At 60.4% G+C, this 20,076-nt stretch carries 13 protein-coding genes and 1 pseudogene; 4 read left to right on the top strand and 10 right to left on the bottom strand.

All coding sequences use genetic code 11. The annotated features are described in order from the left end of the window. Positions 1 to 91 precede the first annotated feature (91 nt). Both ABIB06_RS37995 and ABIB06_RS37990 read right to left on the bottom strand, forming a co-directional pair. Positions 92 to 1,009, bottom strand: coding sequence for a septal ring lytic transglycosylase RlpA family protein (locus tag ABIB06_RS37995; protein ID WP_354050484.1), 918 nt, complete (start codon positions 1,007 to 1,009; stop codon positions 92 to 94). Positions 1,010 to 1,741: 732 nt separating this feature from the next. Beyond that, positions 1,742 to 2,032, bottom strand: coding sequence for a hypothetical protein (locus ABIB06_RS37990; RefSeq protein WP_247445724.1), 291 nt, complete (start codon positions 2,030 to 2,032; stop codon positions 1,742 to 1,744). 52 nt (positions 2,033 to 2,084) lie between these two features. On the opposite strand from ABIB06_RS37990, the pseudogene ABIB06_RS37985 reads away from it, so the two are divergent. Beyond that, positions 2,085 to 2,186 (top strand): annotated as a pseudogene (locus ABIB06_RS37985) (YqhA family protein); the annotation flags it as partial. A 30-nt stretch (positions 2,187 to 2,216) separates the two neighbouring features. Here the strand turns inward: ABIB06_RS37985 and ABIB06_RS37980 are convergent. Continuing rightward, positions 2,217 to 2,534, bottom strand: a complete 318-nt coding sequence (locus tag ABIB06_RS37980; RefSeq protein WP_354050483.1) for a DUF1476 domain-containing protein — start codon at positions 2,532 to 2,534, stop codon at positions 2,217 to 2,219. Positions 2,535 to 2,794: 260 nt separating this feature from the next. Between ABIB06_RS37980 and ABIB06_RS37975 the strand changes: the two genes are divergently transcribed. Further along, positions 2,795 to 3,019 (top strand): hypothetical protein, encoded by a 225-nt coding sequence (locus ABIB06_RS37975; protein WP_247353331.1) that lies wholly within the window; start codon positions 2,795 to 2,797, stop codon positions 3,017 to 3,019. Between the two features lie 48 nt (positions 3,020 to 3,067). Here ABIB06_RS37975 and ABIB06_RS37970 read toward each other — a convergent pair whose 3' ends face one another. The 3 genes from ABIB06_RS37970 to ABIB06_RS37960 all read right to left on the bottom strand — a co-directional run bounded on the left by ABIB06_RS37970 (position 3,068) and on the right by ABIB06_RS37960 (position 6,250). Next, entirely contained in the window at positions 3,068 to 3,259 is a 192-nt protein-coding gene (locus tag ABIB06_RS37970) for a hypothetical protein (RefSeq protein ID WP_247353488.1), read from the bottom strand. A 277-nt stretch (positions 3,260 to 3,536) separates the two neighbouring features. Then, positions 3,537 to 4,217, bottom strand: coding sequence for an endonuclease/exonuclease/phosphatase family protein (locus ABIB06_RS37965; protein ID WP_354050481.1), 681 nt, complete (start codon positions 4,215 to 4,217; stop codon positions 3,537 to 3,539). Then, entirely contained in the window at positions 4,217 to 6,250 is a 2,034-nt protein-coding gene (locus ABIB06_RS37960) for a VTT domain-containing protein (protein ID WP_354070306.1), read from the bottom strand. The genes ABIB06_RS37965 and ABIB06_RS37960 overlap by 1 nt, the downstream gene beginning before the upstream one ends. 273 nt (positions 6,251 to 6,523) lie before the next feature. Between ABIB06_RS37960 and ABIB06_RS37955 the strand changes: the two genes are divergently transcribed. Continuing rightward, positions 6,524 to 6,976, top strand: a complete 453-nt coding sequence (locus ABIB06_RS37955) for a hypothetical protein (protein WP_247353326.1) — start codon at positions 6,524 to 6,526, stop codon at positions 6,974 to 6,976. A 143-nt stretch (positions 6,977 to 7,119) separates the two neighbouring features. Here the strand turns inward: ABIB06_RS37955 and ABIB06_RS37950 are convergent, their stop codons facing one another. Both ABIB06_RS37950 and ABIB06_RS37945 read right to left on the bottom strand, forming a co-directional pair. Beyond that, the gene (locus ABIB06_RS37950; RefSeq protein ID WP_247353324.1) at positions 7,120 to 7,863 is read right to left on the bottom strand and encodes a DUF7168 domain-containing protein; all 744 of its coding nucleotides are present in this window, start codon (positions 7,861 to 7,863) and stop codon (positions 7,120 to 7,122) included. A gap of 1,081 nt (positions 7,864 to 8,944) precedes the next feature. Then, positions 8,945 to 9,262: a hypothetical protein gene (locus ABIB06_RS37945; RefSeq protein WP_247353323.1), complete on the bottom strand. Its 318-nt coding sequence runs from the start codon at positions 9,260 to 9,262 to the stop codon at positions 8,945 to 8,947. A 323-nt stretch (positions 9,263 to 9,585) separates the two neighbouring features. On the opposite strand from ABIB06_RS37945, the gene ABIB06_RS37940 reads away from it, so the two are divergent. After that, positions 9,586 to 11,100, top strand: a complete 1,515-nt coding sequence (locus tag ABIB06_RS37940; RefSeq protein WP_247353321.1) for an arylsulfatase — start codon at positions 9,586 to 9,588, stop codon at positions 11,098 to 11,100. Positions 11,101 to 11,317: 217 nt separating this feature from the next. On the opposite strand, the gene ABIB06_RS37935 is transcribed toward ABIB06_RS37940, so the two are convergent. Together ABIB06_RS37935 and ABIB06_RS37930 are read right to left on the bottom strand one after the other, a co-directional pair. Next, entirely contained in the window at positions 11,318 to 12,358 is a 1,041-nt protein-coding gene (locus ABIB06_RS37935) for an ATP-binding protein (RefSeq protein ID WP_354050477.1), read from the bottom strand. Between the two features lie 1,573 nt (positions 12,359 to 13,931). Then, positions 13,932 to 20,006 carry an Ig-like domain-containing protein gene (locus ABIB06_RS37930; protein ID WP_354125700.1) on the bottom strand — a complete coding sequence of 2,025 codons (6,075 nt, stop codon included), beginning with the start codon at positions 20,004 to 20,006 and terminating at the stop codon, positions 13,932 to 13,934. Positions 20,007 to 20,076 lie beyond the last annotated feature (70 nt).

Raw genomic sequence — 20,076 nt, 5'->3', positions numbered from 1 at the left:
GCAATGCGCGCCGACAAGACCCACCAGAGCTTCACTTCAATGATCTATCTGGCCGCGGCCGCGATAAACTCCAGATGAATCCCAACAGACCCTAGTAGAGGCCGCGGCCACTCAGGATGCTGCGCGCCTCGGCGGCACCGTCAGGCGCGCTCTCGGCGGCGTAGCGGCCGTCCCCGTCATAGGACACGGCGCGCGCGTTCTGGAGCGCCCGGCCCCGGTTGCGGCTCGAAGCCGACATTTCCGAGGTCGCACTGAGTGAAGCCATGTCGGCGGAGGTGTTACCGAGATTGTAGGGTCGTCCCTCCGGCGTCGGAACCTCGCCGCGAATGGCGCCGCGGTTCGACGACGGCAGCTCCGGTACGAAGGGCCTCGCGGAGGCGACCCGGACCATCGAGGGTGACGGCGCCGGGATCCCGGTCCGCAAGGTGGCCATCAGCTGGCGGTCATCGGAGCCTTCGAGCGGCGCCCGGCCGACATATTCGACACGGACCTTGGCGACGCCATTGCCTTTGAATTCAAGGAGTTCAGCGGCTTTGTTCGAGACGTCGATGAGCCGGTTACCGTGATAGGGCCCGCGGTCATTGACGCGGACGATCAGCGACTTGCCGTTCGAGACGTTGGTGACCCGCGCATAGGACGGCATCGGCAGGGTCGGATGTGCCGCGGTCAGCGAGCCCATGTCGAATACCTCGCCATTGGCGGTCAGGCGGCCGTGGAAATCGTCGCCGTACCAGGACGCCATGCCCTCGGCGCGGTAGTTGACGTCCTCCTCGGGCACATAGGTCCGGCCGCCCACCACATAGGGCTTGCCGACACGGTAGGTGCCACCGCCCTTCGGGACCGGGTCACCCAAAGCCACGACCCGAGGGCTCGAGGACACGCCGTATTTCGGATCGACGCGGCTGGCGAATTTGTTGGAGGAGGCGCAATTGGCAAGCGCGAGGCAGGCCGCGGCCGCCGCAACAGCTCGCGCGGCCCGCAAAACCGAATCTGACCGTCGGATCCCCATTCGCCCCAAATACCATTTCGCCGGACGCGTACCCAACCCGCTTTGGCTACGGGGAAGCGCTGTCCGGTCCTTTAATCCGAGGCGGCCCACCACCGCGCCGGAAGTGGTAACGATAACGCAACCCGAACACGGCGGAAATGGGGAGCCCACAGCGTTCACGCCGGGATGGTAAACGGGGCGTTTGCTTCTCCTCGCTGAACTACGGGTTGGGGGTCACCCCTGCTCTGTGCCACCGCCGGACATTCTGTTGCGCCAAATCCTCACTCCACCCCCATTGTCGGTCCGCTCACCGGAATTCTTTTGACTGTGCAAGGCCGCCCGCGTTTTCTCGCGTGCAGGGCGGAATGGAATGAGACGATGATCGAGACGGTTTCGGCACTGATGGGTTTGGTAAGCGCGGGGATCTTCCTGGCCCATGCGTTTGAAGGTTACCGCACGAGGGCCTGAGGCACTCGCGCGGGCGGCAAGCATCACCTCTTTCAAGACGGCCCGTTCGGACAATCTTAATCGATCCGATCGAGCATCGAAGACAAGAGCGACAGGTGTCCCATGCGCAACCATGACCTCGTATCCGATAGCTTCCTGGCATTGACCGCCGGCGGTTTGGTCCTGCTCTGCTCGAGCCTCGTGGCATTGGCCTTCGGCTGAGCACGACCACCACTTTCCTTTTTTCTAACCACGACACCACTGCGATGCAGCACGCGATCTGTTTTGGATTGCCCTGCTCCCGTTTTAGCGCAGCCCAAACAGCGAGCGGCGATAGAGGCTGTCGCGGGCCTCGTTCAGGCAAACGAAGCTGCCGTCATAACCCTGGCCGTACTGCTTCTGACGCCTGCCGTAGTAGACGCCTTTGCTGAAATCGAGCCAGACGACCTGGTCATGCGGGCAATGACGCTGCGCCTGCGCCTCGTAGCGAAACGGCGTCAGCGGCGTCGCCGACGCCTCAGCGCCGCTACAGCCAACCAGGATCGCAGCAGCGAGCGCGATCGCGCCGGGCCACTTGCCGAAGCCGCTCCAAGACACTTCCCGCCTCCCGCTCGGCACGGTAGCACGAAACGGCACGGTGCCCGGAAGCGAGCCGGAATGGCTCGGCCACGTCACTGCGAGCGTCCTCAAGATCAAGCTCGCCATGGCCGTCATCGGCATCTCCTCGATCGCGCTGCTGAGCACCTTCATCTAAGCCGGCAATCTCGAAGGCCGGCTTCTTTCACTTGTCAGCTTCAAGCTGCTGCAACGCCTGGTGCAAGCATTCCTGAAGCCTCGCCGCGACCTGCTCGCGGGCTACGCCCCTGGCCGCAAGATCGCCTGACACCTTGTCGAGGATCTCGTCCATCGTCTGGCTTTCCAGATGGTCCGTCACCAACGCCGTCGCATAGCTGGTCGCTGCATCGCCGCTGAGGCCAAGCTCGCTTGCGGCCCAGAGCCCGAGCAGCTTGTTGGACCGGGCCGTGGCCTTGAACATGAGCTCCTCGTCGTGGACGAATTTGGTCTCAAAGCCCTGCTCGCGCTTGTCGAACGTGGTCATGATCAGCTCCATTCTCGCTTTCGCCGATGGGATCGGACTGGCTGGAAGCGAACGTCTGCGTGGTTCATGTCAGTTTCAGATCATTGAAGCTTCCGGCGGAAGACAAATGCCGTCAAGCCCGCCCGGGCCGCGCCGCAGACCGGGCGCATGCACCGGCACGCACCAGCTCTATGCCAGCCAACCCGGCTAGGCAGAGATGTTTTAACCATTCATTAAGCAGACTCAGCGCCGCATGGCCCCGGGACATCGAGAGCTGACGCATGAACAAAGAGTTGCGGGAGTTTCGACGGCTTGAACGGGTTTGCCTGGAGCAGGCAGCCCTCTCCACCATGGACCTCGCGCGAAGCGGGTTGCTCAAGGTCGCAGACGATTGTCGCGTCGCAGCCGAAGCGATCGAGGCGCAATCGCCACGAAAACCTTTCGCAAGCGCCGTTCAAGCGCTGAAGCAGGCGTTGAGCGTGACGCGCGTCCCCCACCGGCACTGAGGCCGGCGCTCGGGGCGGAGACGTCTTTGGCGTGGCGGCCGCGTTCGGTCAGCCCTTCGCCCCCGTCTGTTCACGTGCCAGCCGTTCGGCCCTCAGCCGTTCCTTGTTGGCATAAAACGCCTTCTGCGCCTCTTCATGATCGCGCATGGCCTTTTCGGCCTCGATCCGGCGTGTGGCATCGCGCGCTTGGCGCTGTTCAGGGGTCAAGGGTTTGCGTCGGTAGGAAAGGTCTTCAGTCATGCCGCGATAACGCGCAAGCGGGAAAGAAGTTCCGCAAATCGAACCCGCGCGCGCCTCAGCCATTCCGGAAAAGCAACTCTTCAAGGGCTTATCGAACGACCCCACCCGCCGAAGGCCGCTCCGATAAAGCTCGAAAACAACCCCATGCACAGTAGCCAACCCTTTGAAATGCAATGCTTTCCAATGTCTCGTTTTTGACCCTCGGCGCCGAACCGTTTGACGCGTCGGGCAAAACAGTGGCATTCTGCCATCTTCGGAAATCCTGAAGATGGCCAGATCATCTCCCGTCGGGGGAGATCTCGATGTCCGCAATCACCGGCAAATGGTCTGAATAGGCCCTTGCCTCTTCGTCGGTCCAAACTTTCCCGATCCGGCTGTCGGACGTTGCATAAATCCGGTCAAGCCGCAGAAGAGGTAAATGCGACGGGAAAGTTCGCAGCCGCGTACGGTTTGGGCAGACCTGCGCGAGCACGCGCCGCACCGATTTGACCCAAAACCAGTCGTTGAAATCCCCGAGGACGACGGTCCTTTCAGGTTTCACAAGGCTCACCAGCGCCTGAGCTTGCGCATGGCGCTCGTGGATACTCAAGCCGAGATGCGTGGCCACCACGCGTACATCGCCAACCGGCGTCAGCAGCCCCGTCGCAATCGCTCTGCGCGGCTCCCGCTCACGATAGGACACGTCGACGATCTCCGGCGGGCCGGAGAATGGAAACCGGCTCAGGAGCGTCTGGCCGTATTCGCCATCCGCCGTGACGATCGACTTGGCGTGAACACGGTGATCGCCGACAACACTCGCCAGCTTCGCAAACGGATCGTCTGATCGCGATCGCGAATCCACCTCCTGAAGCGCGACGACATCGGGAGCCCATTTGCGAACGATGGAACAGATCCCCTCCAGATCGAACTTCGGATTGAGATTGAACGTGCCATGCACATTCCACGTCATGAAGCGCATCAGCGCCTCCCGGCGAGCCACGTCGCGACGAATTGCGCGCCTGCGCAGATCGCGACCCAGCTTAAGAACGCCAGTGCGAGGAGCAATATGTTGGTCCAGGACGCATTCCTGGCCAGATCTGCGATCTGAGCGCCCAGAACCGCCATGGCGAGAATGCCGGGCGTCATGCCGAGCAGGGTTCCGACCAGGAAGTCACGCAGAGGCAGCGTGCTCGCACCAGCCACGACGTTCACCACCGAGAACGGCGCGACGGGGATCATCCGGATGACAACGACAGCCAGGATTCCCTTGCCGACAACACGTTCCTGGATGCGCGCGGCTCGTCGTCCGAGCAAACGCTGGAGGCGCTCGCGGCCGAGTGCCCGTCCGATCGCAAAAAGGACAAAGGCGCTGAGCAAGACGCCCGTCATGGCGGTGACGAAGCCTAGCCATGGTCCGAGTGCGGCAGCAGTTGCCGCAATGAGCACGAGAACCGGAAACACGACCAAGCCGCCCACCACGAAAACCGCGATCGCGAATGGCGGCCCCCAGATGGACTGCGCGTAGGCAGACAGGAACGTCGAAATATGCCCCGCATCGGCAAAATCGCTCAGGGACGTGTACGACCAGGCCATCGCCAGTCCAAAAAGCGCCACGGCAATCGACACGATCCCGATGATCGTCTTCGTGCTCCACATGCGAGATGCCGCCCGCTCCAGATGAAGGGGCCGCTCAGGGTCCGCCACCGGCTGAACCATCGTGGCCAGAGTGCTGGTCAGGACCGAGAATTCCACGTCCCGCAGCGTCTTCGCCCCATCGGCTCTCGAGACATCGTCCAGGAGCGCGAAAAGACGATCTTCGTTTTGCGCTACGGCCTGTTCGTCGAGACCGCAAAAATGGGCGATCAGGCGCCGGCGGACCGAAGCGATGAACTCCCGATGCTGGTCGGAGGCCGATTCGAAGATCAGGTCACATTCGCTGTCGGCGCCCATCGAGCGATTGTTCAGGTTCGCCGAGCCGATTCTCAAGATCCGATCGTCCACGACCATCAGCTTGCTGTGCACCATCACGGCTGCTTCCGTATCCCCGCTGCTTGAGACCGGGTAGACGAAGCGGATGCGATCTGCGACGCCAGCCACGCTGAAACAGTCGATGAAGGCACCACGGCCATTCTGCATGGCCTGGGATTCCAGCCACGAGGAATGCAGCTTGGGAGCGACGACCAGAATCCGAAGCGAAGGTACGCGCAACATCTGCTCCGCCAATTCACGCGCGATCTTGATGGCGCTGGTAAACTGGTTTTCGATATAGACGAAGCTCGTCGCCGACCGGATCGCTGCGATCAACGAGCGTTCGACCTCATTGATGCCTAGACCTGCAGGACCGATGACCTCGGTCCTGGCGATACCCACCGGCAAGTGCTCGGCCTCCACCGGCACATTCGCCGGCCACCGAATGCCCTTCGGCGCGTGCCGATCATCAGGCTGTTGACCTGCCGCTCGCCAGCGTTGCTCTGCGAGGTCGAACAGCCACGCCGCCGCATCCTCGTCGACCATGCATTGAACATCATGAAATGGCAGGTATGGCTTGCCCTGGGGATCACAGCGCGATGCGTGCTTGGCGCGATGGTCACTCGTGTCCCAGCGCCTGATCGTCAGATCGAGCCCGCCGACGAACGCCAGTGAACCATCGACACAGACGATCTTCTGGTGTTGGGCCGAGCCAAACGGAAGCGTGGAATCCAGATGAAATCGGACGCGGCCATCTGTTGCGGCGGTGAATTTCGCTGCGGAGTTCCACTCCCTTTCCGCAGCGTAAAACGAGACGAAATCCCAGACGAGAATGTTGATCCGCAAGGCGGGACGGCGTTGAACCAGCGCGCGCAGGAATGGGCCGAGCCGTTCCGGCAGGCCGTCATCCGCCTGTCCGGAAGCGCCGACCAGCCTGGTCTCGCTATGGATATCCCATCCGATGATGTAGACGAGATCTCGCGCCTCCAGCAGCGCGTCCCGCAGGGCCGAGAAATAAGCGGCAGCATCGTTCAGAACCGCCACGCGCCGCACCTTGCACCGCCGCCAGACGGTGTCGCCGGGAATCAGGGTGGATGAACTCTGAAGCAGGTGGACCTCGCAATTCGCATTCGCGTCTAAACGCTCTGAACGCTCAAGGGGTTCCACGACTTCAGACCAGAGGCGCCTTCAGACCAGAGGCGACCGTTCAGTGCGTGCGGATCCCGGTGCCACAGGCGCCCATTGCCGCTATTTGGTTCGGACAGTCTTTGCGCCGGCGTCCCTCAAGATGTCTGCAATCTTCTCAGGGGCGTCGCCGTGAAAATCCACGGAGACTTCGATCAGACCTCCCAATTGTTGGTGCCCCTCCGGCGCGGGCGCCGCCTTGACGTCAGCACCGGCAGGATGTGTCCCTGCCGTGTTCGCGCCGCCGGCGGACTGGACGAAGACGTCGCTTCGCTGCACGCCGCATTCCTGCACGACATGCTCAACCGCAAGCTCAGCGCCGCGGCGCGAGTCGAATTCTCCAATGATCGTACTTTCCAAGCGCGTGCTCCGTGGCTGGACGAGAGTGCGAACAACAGGCCAGCAAGGACCAGGTTCCTGTGGCGAGAGCTGCACCTCACCTCGGGATCAGAACCGGACGATCCCGAACAGGACAAGCAGCGCGACAGTGATCACGCCGGAGATCAGCAGCGAGCCGAGACACCCCAGTCGGTTGGAGAAAATGAAGAACATGCGTTGCCCAGTGTGAAACTCCTGCCGGGCTAATTTCTCAAATTCGATCGCGTTCCGGATGCTCGTCGCTGCACTTTATTAGCAAGGCAGCATAAACGACAGACGGCAGCTGATGAGCCGGAATGACATCGCCATGCTCTCGCCCCCGCCGAAGCCGCGCCCCTCCCCTGGTGCGTTCAGCTCCCTTTGGGAGTGGTCCTCGACGGCGACTCGCCAAGGCCGGGATTGATGGCGAGCGAGGCTCCGGCAGCGCCGCCGGCTTCATAGGCCGTCATCGACACCATCCGGCTGCTGCTGCGCTGGGTCCGGATCTTCAGGTCGAGCTTATCGAATTCTGCATCGACCACCGAGGTCTTGAGAACGACCAGCCCGCGGCCGGTGCTTTCATTGACCTGATCGCGACTGGCCTTGATCGCCAGCAGCCGGTCCGCGATTGACGCCACCATCCCGAGCGCGAAGGAGGCATTGGCCAGATGCCGCTCCTGGTGTCGGAACCTGCTGTAGTCGACCGAGGTCTTGAAGCGGCCAAGTTCAGCGCGCACGGCGCCGTCGATCAATTCGGCCAGATAGTGCACGACCTCGACATCCGCGCCGAGACCGAAGAACACATAGCGGCTCTCGCCGGCCGCGTTCTTCTCGCGCCAGACCCGACAATCGCAGAAATGCGCGATCGCGCCGATGCAGTCGTCCAGCGGAATTCGCTTCTTGCGATGGGTCTCGTAGACCCTCCGTTCGCACGGCGACGCACGCAGTTCGACATCGGAGAGCGACAGATCGTGGCGATCCAACAGTTCGGCGACCTTGGCGGCCGCAGACAGCGCCTCGTCCTCGGTGCAACCATTGGCGATCGTCTTGGCGCGCAACGCCTGAATACGGAGCTTCAGCTTGTCGAGCGCGGCCGGATTGAACGTCTGATTCACCGATCACCTGCCCGGGAAAGCCCAACCGACAGACCTCGGCCGGATAGTACTGGCGGAAGGGGTGGGTCTGCCTACCTACACGCCGAAGACATTGATCCGATTACGAAAATAACGGTCACCTAACGATGCACCGTAGCACTGATCCGTAGCAACGATTGCTGGCTTGATCAAGGTGCGGCGAAGAGCACGCGGGAGGCTACGCCAAGTCGATCAGGCTCAGAGTGCTCGTGAAGCGACAGGTGAGGACTTTTGTTCTTCAGTATCTGTCTAATCTCCGAAGTGCCGTATGTGATGACCTGCAGGAAGTTGCTCATCGACTTGCCCGACTGCTCCGCTCGCTGCTGAGCCTCCTCTATGTGGGTGGATCGTCGTGGCGTGTACTGGATCGCGAGATCGACATCTCCGAGATCAGCGTTCCCCCGACAAACGTTAATCGAAATGCCCCAGCAAAGGTTAGTCGCTTCTCCGTTGCTGGTTCATGGGCAGGCCCCGGACGCCTTGTCGGATGTACACAAGGCGTCCGGGGAATGTTTCGGTGGAGCGGCGGACGCGCCCTCCTCCCGGCGCATTGTCATCGCTTGTGATTTTAGCCCGCTCACCAAATTGTCTAACGATCGCGGTTTATATGGCTGTGGAAATCGTCACGCGATAACCTCGCCGCTCTCGACCGCACGATCGAAAATCGCAATGTCGGCGGGTCGGCCCCTATGCTGTCCTTCTTGCGCGACAAGAACGCACTTGATGATCTTGTGCGGCTTCTGCAACACGCCGAGTTCGCTCCCAGCTTGAAGCAGGACTGGCCGGCCCAGATCATCACAGCGTCGAACACGCAAGTCGCATCGTTCACGCCGGGCTAAGCTAGGGCGTGTACTCGTAAACGTCGGCTTCCGGTTATAAAGCGGAAGCTGCCGGTTGGGTCGATCATCGGCAGCTTATGACCGCGAACGGACATTTGATCTGCGGCGAGTTTGATTAGCTAAGCCGGGGCCAACCGCGAAATGTGGGCGGTTAATCTGAGCGCGCCGCGCGGTCAAGCCGACCTCGGCGGCGCAACTCGCCGTCGACGCGAGCGCTGATGGCTCTATTTTGGAGCGCCGGTCTGGCTACCCGAGCCCGTCGTCTGCTCACTTCCCGGTCGGCCCGGAGGATGCGCAGAAGCGCCCGGCTTGTCTTGATCGGCCACGTAACCGGATTCTCCGGAGTTGCGCGTCTTGACCCCTTTGTCTGCCTCACGCTGCATCTGCTCATTGGGCTCGCTAGTCTTGAGCCCTTTGTCTACATCACCGTGCATCTCCTCCTTAGTTTGCTCACTAGGTGCGGCCTTTTGCTGTTGCGCCGCTGCTTGGAAGGCAATCGCGCTTCCGGCAACGACAATCATCGCGAGAGTTGCTGTTCGCATGCCTCTCCTCCAGTGCATTGCCCCGGTCAGCTAAACGCGCGAGTTTCCCAACGTTTCCTGGTTCCGATTGCCATTTTCAAAGGTACGTCCTTGCAATCAGATGGGATGGGCTCAATGCCGCCTATTGGCCCGTTGCCGCCGTTCGCTGACAGGGCCGTTATGTCTGCCGTCAGGAGATAAGCCGACCTAGGCTCAAGTCGGTTCGGAAGTCGGCTTGTGACCCTGAGCGGACAAATTAGCACTGCGCGTCCGTTCAGATATACTTGAGAAGGTTGAATGCGGCGGCTACGCTTCGGCCGGTATGGCTTATGGAGGCTATCGCAATGAAAATCACAGCCTTAAGGCGCTGCGCTTCAGCGGTGACGCTAGTTGCTTTGATGGGTTCGGCAACTGCCTTTGCGCAACAAAGCGATAGGCCGAACGTTGTTTTCATTCTCGCCGATAACGTCGGCTACGGCGATCTTGGGTCATATGGCGGTGGCGAGTTGCGCGGGGCTCCGACGCCGCGGCTTGATACACTGGCTCAGGAGGGATTGCGTCTCACGCAATTCCTAGTGGAACCAGCCTGTACCCCCTCCCGTGCGGCGCTCATGACCGGGCAATATTCCATCCGCAATGGTCTGTCGCTGATCGCCATTGAGGGCAGTCCTTATACGCTTCCCGCCAACGCCTTCACCATGGGCGAGTTGTTCAAAAGTGTTGGCTACGCCACCGCGATTTTCGGCAAATGGCACCTTGGAAGTGCGCCTCAGAGTTTGCCGACCGCGCACGGCTTTGATGAGTTCTACGGTATTCCGCCCGATATCAGCTGGGATGCAGCAACATATCCAGCGACAATCGCCCTCACGCACTCCAGCAATGAGCCGTACGAAGCGTTACTGAGAACGGGGCCGCAGATTGTTGAGGCGAAGGCAGGCGGCCCGTTGCAGACGGTGAAGCCATTTACGGAGGACGTGCGCGCCAACATCGACGATGAGTTGGTGGATAAATCAATCGATTTCATGCGGCGTCAGAAGGCCGCTGGGAAGCCCTTTCTCCTGTACTTGCCGTTCTCGATGGGGCACTTCCCGAACCTGCCTTCGCAACCGTTCAAGGGCAAGTCGCGGATCGGCAATTACGGCGACAAGATAATGGAAGGGGACTACCACGTCGGCCAGATCCTCGACACGCTGAAGGAACTTGGCGTCGACGACAATACCATCGTTGTCTTCGCCTCTGATAACGGCCCGCAAGGGCAAACTGCACGCGAACATGGCAACCAGGGGACGCCGGACATGGGAAATTCCGGTCCGTTTCGCGGAGAGTTAGGCGAAGCGACGGAAGGAGCGATACGGACGGCAGCAATCATCCGTTGGCCCGGCAAGGTCAAGCCGAGCACAACCACATACGCCATGTTCTCGATCATGGATTTCCTGCCGACCTTCGCCCACATTGTCGGTGGCACCATGCCAACAGACCGAGCGATTGACGGCGTCGATCAAACCGACGTCTTGTTCGGCAGCACAGCCCTAGGGCGTCGCGAAAGCATGTTGAGCTTTATCGGCGGAGACCTCGTCGCCTCGCGTTGGAAGCAGTGGCGCATTTACTTCACTGACGTACATCCGACCGGCATTGGACCGCAGCGGCAGCCCGGTATGTTCTCCGCCAGCGCTCCGATGGCCGGCTACCCGAAGATTTACAACATTGAAATGGACCCACACGAGGATCTCATTGTAGCGGCAATGTTTGGCTGGGTATCGGGTCCAGCGCTCAAAACTGTCGATGAGTACATGGCAACGATCAAGAGATATCCAAATCCGCCCCCGCCGAACATCACGCAATTTCGCAGTGGTGGCTAACTGATATCCCACGTTGCTGCGCCGTAGCGAAATGTCCGCGTCTGGCCCTTTACGGACTCTCGACGTTGAGCCCGATATGTCTGGAAAGCGCGCTAGAGCGGACGAGTGGCGGAAACGTCATCCGCAATCTGCGTTGAGCCACTTGGAGAAATCGCGTCGCTCACCACCGCCGCTAACCAATCGTCAATTCGAACGCAATGCCATCGATCCAAGATAGCTAGGGAAGCGCCTCGTATTGAGCGATCACCGCCTTTGACCCAAACGCCCGCAGTGCTTCCAGAGGCGCCGCCAGGACGAAAGCCTCGATCGCTTCGATGCCTTTGCGGGTGATATACCGGCGCCGCAATTTCTTCTCCCAGATCGAATGAGTGTTGTCGTCCAGCACACCCAGATGACGCAGAATTTGAGATACTTGGCCCGGCGAAAAGGGAATTTCGATCCCGTAGATTTTTTGGACAATTGGCTTCAGATGCTTGGCCACTTCCATCGGAAGATTTTTGTCCTCATCCTCTAAAGGGCGGTGGATAACCTGATTGAGGTCGACGTTGCCCAGAACGACATAGGCCGGCGCGCCGTCCTCCTCAACGAACCGGCCCCGGTCAATGAACGACAGTCCCCTAGCGGTTTCCTTCGACAAATAGAGGTGCGACGAGCCTTCCTTCATGTCGACAATGCCGACGTTTTGAATGCCGATCTTCTCGACGACCTTCAGGTTCTCCATCATCGCCTTGATGCGGTTTCGCTCACGGTCAGCTAGCATCGTGGAAAGCTCGGTGTACCCAATCGGTCGGATTTGACCTCCGTAGCGATAATAAATTGTGCCCTCGCGCATCGACTCAGTGATGATCGGCTTGCCGTCCTTATCGGCTGATTTCTTGGACCTGTTGATCTTGGCGATGATCGGCCTATGGGGCGAGGCATTGGTGCCGATTGCCAGAAGGATCTTTCCTTTTATTTCGTAGGTACGCGTGGAAAAAACGATCTCGGGGGCAAAATCTTCCCGTAGGCGATCAGCCCATCGGGCTTCGTCGATCACCTCCTTGATGCCAACGATTTCTCGTGGCCGATCTCGAACGCCAAATATGATGATACCGCCGTCGGCGTTAGCAAAAGCCGCAAGCGCCTTCGTGTAGTCAGACATGTCTTTCTGGGCGAAGTCGACCTTGAATTCGCGGTGCTTACCCTCGCGCCCGGACACGGAAAGCGTGTCAACGTCAAACGTTAGAACATCCGCCAAATTTTCCGGCAGCTTGAGCAAGCAAATTCCCCCGCGCCGAGATACTCGACGCGCTCAAAAGTTGCAAGCATGTTTCACTACACTATACTTGTCCACAAGCGTGGCCAATTGGTGAGAGCCATTTGGTTAGTGAAACGGCCACCCCCTAGAATTAAAAGACTTTTTAGCCTTGACTGGCGGAAGGGGTGTCCTGTCAACCTTGCACATATTGCTCGCATTTTTCGTCTGCGCCGCGAGTAATCTACGGTCCTAGCCCCGGTCAATTTGATGCCTCGCGACCGTAGTTTTCGGCCGTTTCACGCAGCGCGCCGGCCTCGCCGGGCACCCTGCTCTCCTCCGCCAAATCCAGGCAGATGCGCTCCATGCGGCCGATCAGACTCCCGCATCCCCTGGTCAGCCCCGTGCGGGTGCGGATCGGCCGCGGTCGGCTTTATGCCTGATCCAAATGAAAAACCCCAGTGCCTTGGAGGGAGCACTGGGGTGTTCTCAAAATGAATTGGTCAAGCAATGACGCCTTTAGTAGCAGCCCACGCGCTCGTCGCCTGTGAGCTAGATCACACGCGCCGCTTTCCAACACGCAGTAGCTCGCGGGCGCCTCGACCTACTAGGATTCGATAATTTGTGAGGTACTTAGGATGCCGCTTTGATAGCGCCTCCTCCTGTTCGATACAACACGCCCACGCTCGTTGGCCGGCCCCTCACGATCACCTTTGTTTCTCATCTGCCCCGTACTGCTCATCCTGCTCATCCTGTTCGCCGTTCGACAGCAAAAGCGCGGCCTGGCGAGTGAAAAACGGCGCTGCTCGGCATCTATGTTGGAGATCGGTCGGGAAGGGCAAGGAGGGCGGACCACCAACGACCTCTGCGCGTTCCTTCCGACTGAGGGAATCTCGAAAGATATTTGCTCTATGGCTGCATCCGAGAACCTCTCGGGGAAGTAAGCCGCGCCTCCTTCAACATGCTCTCCAAATGCGCACGCACTCGAGCAATCCGCGATAACAGCTTATTTGGGCGGCTGGCTGATGTCGGCTACGAGCGAGACTCCCGGCGTGCCACCCTAAGGTTCAGCTTCCGGGCCCAAGAAACGCACGTGAAGGGTTATGCAGTGCTTGGAGCTGTCCAGCTGAACCCTGAGTTGGTTTATGGTCGCGCCATTTCCGACGACGACCCCGTGCTTGCCGGAAAGCCTCGGGCCAGCTGATGGCGCCACAACTATGCGGCTGCCCTTGCCCAGTCTCACAGCCGCTGTACTCTGCTCAGCTGCGGATCTTGATATGTGACTGCTCAATGGCATGATCTCCCAACCTATTCGATCACTCTCCTAGATGCTTGGTGCCCGGCATCTCACGGTCTGGGCGGCGGGCGCTGATCCGGAGTTGATCCAGATCTTCTTTCGGACGTAAGGCTACAGTCCCTTCGGACAGCCAGCGAAAAGCGCGTTCGTGCGCGATTGTTTGGTTTGCACGCCCATCTGCTTTAAATCGTGCAGCCCCAACATCGTGGCATCGACCAGGTCGGTGCCCCGAAGAAGGCGGTTGCATCGCGCATAGGTCCGCTCAGCACAAAGGGCCGGCCATAATCGATCCGCCCAAATTTAAGTAGCAAAGAGATAATCGCTGCTATGAACGCCAGCGGACGCAGCGATGCCTTTCAACGTAATTAATTCGTTGTGACCGTCCAATCCGGAGTGGATTTGCCAAATAGAATCAGCACCCGCGGCGCTGAAGAAGGTAAATGTCGCACCTTGCGCTGCCGTACCGAAACCCTCGAACTCAATAGAGTCTCCAGCGGCTGCGCCATTTCCGACAAAGTCAGAGATTGTGGCACCATTGGCAAGCGCTGCTTTGAATTTGAATTGATCGTTGCCCACCCCGCCGATAAGGGTGTTCGCTCCTCCATTTGCAACGAGGACGTCGTCGCCGCCGCGGCCGTCCAATATTACAATTCCCGATTTGCCGCTAATCTGATCGCCAAAATCTGAGCCGCGCACTGCAGCAACCCCAGTGAATGTGTCGGTTCCGACATGTGCGACGTCCCCATTTGCAAGACTCGTGGAGATTCCAGTGCTGAGGTCTACGTTCACGCCGGCGGCAGCGTGATAGAACGCTACACGAGTGTTGCCGTTTCCCGTGATGCTGTCGTTACCGGCTTCCCCCTCGAATTCGTTTAGCGTGCTATTGCTGCCGGCGTTCACGCTCGAACCGCTGAACCCGGTCGCATCAAATGTGTCAGCGAAACTGGTCCCGCGGATCGATTCGATCGATTTCAATGTATCGTTGCCTATCGAGGCGTCGCCAGCGACCGTGCCCGCTGCAAGATCAACGACAATTCCTCCGGTGGTCGTATCACTGGACGATGCCGAAAACAGCGCGCGGTCAAATCCGCCGCGCCCGTCGATGGTGTCGTTGCCGGCGCCTCCGATCAACTCCTCTGCACCGCTGGCATTGTTGCTACCAAAGAGCTGGTCGTTGAAATCTGAACCGCGTATGGAGTTTACACCACCAGTGAAAGTATCGAAGCCGACGCCTGCCGTATCACCTGCGGCGACACCTTGTCCGGTTCCAGCAACCAGATCAACAGTGACCGCGGCGAGGGCATGCGAGTAATCAACACGAGTGTCCCCGTTTCCTGTCACAGTGTCGTTGCCCGCCATGCCTTCGACGGTATTGAAGGTATCATACGAACCTGCGTTCGTGCTGCCGCCATTGAAGCCGGTGGCATCAAACGTGTCTGCAAACCTGGTGCCTCGAATGAGCTCGACGCCGTGCAATATGTCACTACCAACCGAGCCGTCGCCCACAACGGTTCCGGCTGCAAGATTGACGTCAATTGCAGCGGAAACGCTGCTGTCGTTATAGTTTGCGAGGTCGTAGCCGCCACGGCCGTTTATCGTGTCGTTACCACCGCCGCCGAAGTAGACGTCGGTGACGGTCGCATTGTTAGTCCCAGAAATCACATCGTTGAAGTTGGATCCAAGGACGGAGTTGACGCCGCCCGCGATGGTGTCCGTTCCGACCGAGCCGTTGCCGATGGCCGTACCTGCGATCAGATCGATCGTCACGCCCGAGGTGGCATTGCTGTACTGAATCTGAGTTGAGCCGTTGCCGGTGATGGTGTCGTTGCCGCCGTTGCCCTGGAACGAGTTGAAGCCGGCATTGAACCCGCTTGCATTATAGATGTCGGCAAGGTTGCTACCGAACGCGCTGTTAACGCCGCCGGTGAAGCTGTCGTGGCCGGTCGAGGCATCGCCTGACGCCGAACCTGCGCCTCCCGCCCCGATCGTAATCGTGACCGCGCCGGTGGCATTGCTGTAGAGCACCCGGGTGTTGCCGTTGCCGGTGATGATGTCATCGCCGCCAAGGCCCTCGAACTGGTTGAAGTTGCCGTTGCTGGTCGAGACGTTCAGCGCGCCTGCCAGGCCATAGCCGGTGGCATCATAGGTATCGATATAGCCGGTGCCCTGAACCCCCTCGATGTTGCGCAGCGTATCGGTGCCGCTCGAGGCATCGCCCGTCACCGTGCCAGCGGCCATGTTGACGACAACCCCGCCCGTCACCGTGTTCAGGTTGTTGGAACTTGCCGTATCGAACCCGCCGCGGCCGTCGATGTAGTCGTCTCCCCCCAGGCCCGTGAACGTATTGTTGTAACTGCTGCCCAGCAGCGTGTCGGCGAAGACCGAGGCTTGAACGGCGTTGACGCCGGTGAAGGTATCGGTGCCCTCGGTCGCGCCAGTGGCACTGCCGGCCACCGTGATGGCCGTGCCGGCGGTGATCTGAAGGTCAACCGTAACGGCGGCCTGCGCGATCGAGTAATTAAGGCGCGTGTTGCCGTTGCCGATGATGGTATCGTTGCCGCCTGCGCCTGCAAAGTCGTTGAAGTTGCCGTTGGTCGAAGAGACGTTCAGGGCGCCGGCAAGGCCGTAGCCGGTCGCGTCGAAAGTATCGTCGAAGTTGGTACCCCGCACCGCCTCCACGTCACTGAGCGTGTCGGTGCCAATGGTGGAATCGCCAACCACGCTTCCGGCGGCAAGATTGATCGTGATACTCGACGTGGTCGCCACGTCGTTGTTGTAGGCGACCATATCGTAACCGCCACGGCCGTCGATATAGTCGTTGCCACCGCGACCTTCAAAGACTTCATACGTGAAGTTGGCGTTGTTGCTGCCGTAGATCGTATCGCCGTAGGCCGACCCATACACGCCCTGCAATGCGTTGGTGAACGTGTCGTGGCCGACATTGGCCGCATCGCCGGCCGCCGTGCCCTGCCCTGTGCGGGCGGCAAGATCGACCGTCACCGCAGCCGAGGCGCTGAGATACTCAACCCGCGTCAACGATTGACCCAGATCGTTGATGCGGCCGGTGATCACGTCGTCGCCGCCCCGGCCCTCGAAAGCGCTTTGGCCCAAGGCCACACCGGGCTGGGTGCTTGATCCCGTAAAGCCGCTCGCATCGAACGTGTCGGCAAAGTCCCCGCCCACGGCGGCTTCAATGCTGATGAGCGTATCGCTGCCGACCCCGGCCCCGGAGCCGGTTCCAGCCGCAAGGTTCACGGTGACCGAGCCAGTCGCATCCGCATAAACCGCGCGATCAAACCCGGCGCCACCGTCCAGACTGTCGTTACCCCCAAGCCCCTGCAGCCGATCATTCCCGGCAAGCCCGAAGATACTATCGGCCTGGCTGGTGCCGACCAGTACGTCATTGGCGGACGTGCCGTTGCTGTTGCTGAAGACGAAGTCGCTGGCAATCAGGCTCCCGACCGTGACATTGGCCAGCGTTATGGTGTTGCCGCTGCCGAAGTCGATCAGCGTATCGGAACCCTGTTGTGTCGCACGGGCCCGGATGTCGGCGAGGGTGAAGACGCCCGTCACCCCGGACAGGTCGATCCGGTCGCCCTCGCTGCGATTGAAGTCGCCGATATAGTCCGCCCCGCCGATGGAGTAGACGAACGTGTCCGCACCCAACCCGCCAGCCAAATAGTCATTGCCGCCGACGCCCGACAACGTATCGTCGCCACCATTGCCGAACAGGGAGTCGTTGCCCGAACTACCGATGATGGTGTCGGCGAAGTTCGATCCCTGGACGCCACTGACGCCAGTAATCGAGTCGGTACCGACCGAAGCGTTGCCCGAGGCAACTCCGGTGGTCAGGTTGACGTTCACGCCGGCAGTGGCGCTAAAGTACTCAATCTGGGTAGAGCCGTTGCCGGTGATGGTGTCATTGCCGCCGTTGCCTTGGAACGAATTGTACAATCCGGCTGCAAAACCGGACGCATTGTAGGTATCGTTCAGGTTGCCGCCGAAGGCGCTGTTGACGCCGGTGAAGCTGTCGGTGCCGACCGAGCCATCGCCAGATGCAGACCCTGCTCCGCTCGCCCCGATCGTGATCGTCACGCCCGAGGTGGCATTGCTGTACTGAATCTGAGTTGAGCCGTTGCCGGTGATGGTGTCGTTGCCGCCGTTGCCCTGGAACGAGTTGAAGCCGGCATTGAACCCGCTTGCATTATAGATGTCGGCAAGGTTGCTACCGAACGCGCTGTTAACGCCGCCGGTGAAGCTGTCGTGGCCGGTCGAGGCATCGCCTGACGCCGAACCTGCGCCTCCCGCCCCGATCGTAATCGTGACCGCGCCGGTGGCATTGCTGTAGAGCACCCGGGTGTTGCCGTTGCCGGTGATGATGTCATCGCCGCCAAGGCCCTCGAACTGGTTGAAGTTGCCGTTGCTGGTCGAGACGTTCAGCGCGCCTGCCAGGCCATAGCCGGTGGCATCATAGGTATCGATATAGCCGGTGCCCTGAACCCCCTCGATGTTGCGCAGCGTATCGGTGCCGCTCGAGGCATCGCCCGTCACCGTGCCAGCGGCCATGTTGACGACAACCCCGCCCGTCACCGTGTTCAGGTTGTTGTAACTTGCCGTATCGAACCCGCCGCGGCCGTCGATGTAGTCGTCTCCCCCCAGGCCCGTGAACGTATTGTTGTAACTGCTGCCCAGCAGCGTGTCGGCGAAGACCGAGGCTTGAACGGCGTTGACGCCGGTGAAGGTATCGGTGCCCTCGGTCGCGCCAGTGGCACTGCCGGCCACCGTGATGGCCGTGCCGGCGGTGATCTGAAGGTCAACCGTAACGGCGGCCTGCGCGATCGAGTAATTAAGGCGCGTGTTGCCGTTGCCGATGATGGTATCGTTGCCGCCTGCGCCTGCAAAGTCGTTGAAGTTGCCGTTGGTCGAAGAGACGTTCAGGGCGCCGGCAAGGCCGTAGCCGGTCGCGTCGAAAGTATCGTCGAAGTTGGTACCCCGCACCGCCTCCACGTCACTGAGCGTGTCGGTGCCAATGGTGGAATCGCCAACCACGCTTCCGGCGGCAAGATTGATCGTGATACTCGACGTGGTCGCCACGTCGTTGTTGTAGGCGACCATATCGTAACCGCCACGGCCGTCGATATAGTCGTTGCCACCGCGACCTTCAAAGACTTCATACGTGAAGTTGGCGTTGTTGCTGCCGTAGATCGTATCGCCGTAGGCCGACCCATACACGCCCTGCAATGCGTTGGTGAACGTGTCGTGGCCGACATTGGCCGCATCGCCGGCCGCCGTGCCCTGCCCTGTGCGGGCGGCAAGATCGACCGTCACCGCAGCCGAGGCGCTGAGATACTCAACCCGCGTCAACGATTGACCCAGATCGTTGATGCGGCCGGTGATCACGTCGTCGCCGCCCCGGCCCTCGAAAGCGCTTTGGCCCAAGGCCACACCGGGCTGGGTGCTTGATCCCGTAAAGCCGCTCGCATCGAACGTGTCGGCAAAGTCCCCGCCCACGGCGGCTTCAATGCTGATGAGCGTATCGCTGCCGACCCCGGCCCCGGAGCCGGTTCCAGCCGCAAGGTTCACGGTGACCGAGCCAGTCGCATCCGCATAAACCGCGCGATCAAACCCGGCGCCACCGTCCAGACTGTCGTTACCCCCAAGCCCCTGCAGCCGATCATTCCCGGCAAGCCCGAAGATACTATCGGCCTCAATTGTCCCTATAAGCACGTTGGCGCCAGCGTCACCAATCACCGTGACACCAGCCACGTCGAGGACAGCGACGGTGAGATCTTTGTCGAAGATATTGCCGGCTGCATCGGTGACCCGCACGGTGACCTGGTGCGATTGGGCCATCTCGTAGTCAAGGCTCCCGGCCACCAACAGATTGCCATTGCTGATTGCGAACCGGCCACCGGCATTGTCCAACAGCGAAAAGATCGCTGTCCCGGTACCACCCGGATCAACTTCCGATAGGGAACCGACCATCGTTCCTGTCGCACTATTTTCTGCGACACTCGTGTTTGACAATATGATGTCCGCTGGCGCCAAGGTGTCCACCGCGACACGAAATGCGCTTGAGGCTACACCCGTATTCCCTGCCAGATCGGTTGCCTTGGCCGTCAGCGTATGGCTGCCCTGACTTAGGCCTGCTGTCGTAATTGAGTAGCTGCCGCCGACCGCAATGCCCGTGCCAAGCACGGTCGTGCCGTCGGTGTCGTACAGGGTCACCGTGCTGCCGGCTTCCGCAGTACCTGCAACCGTTAGTGTCGGGTCGTTCGAGAAGCCGTTTTCGGCAACTGAACCCGTCAGCGGCGATACATCATCCGTCACCGTACTGATCGCCGGGGCGTTCGGCGCCGTCGTATCGATCGTCACCGCCTGGCTGGCGGTGGTGCCGATGTTGCCGGCGGTGTCGATGATCCGGGTCTGGTAGCTGAAGCTGGTC

Origin of the sequence: Bradyrhizobium sp. LB8.2 (genome assembly GCF_040548035.1) — a bacterium.
Lineage (GTDB): Bacteria > Pseudomonadota > Alphaproteobacteria > Rhizobiales > Xanthobacteraceae > Bradyrhizobium.
This window is presented reverse-complemented; position numbering and strand designations above follow the sequence as displayed.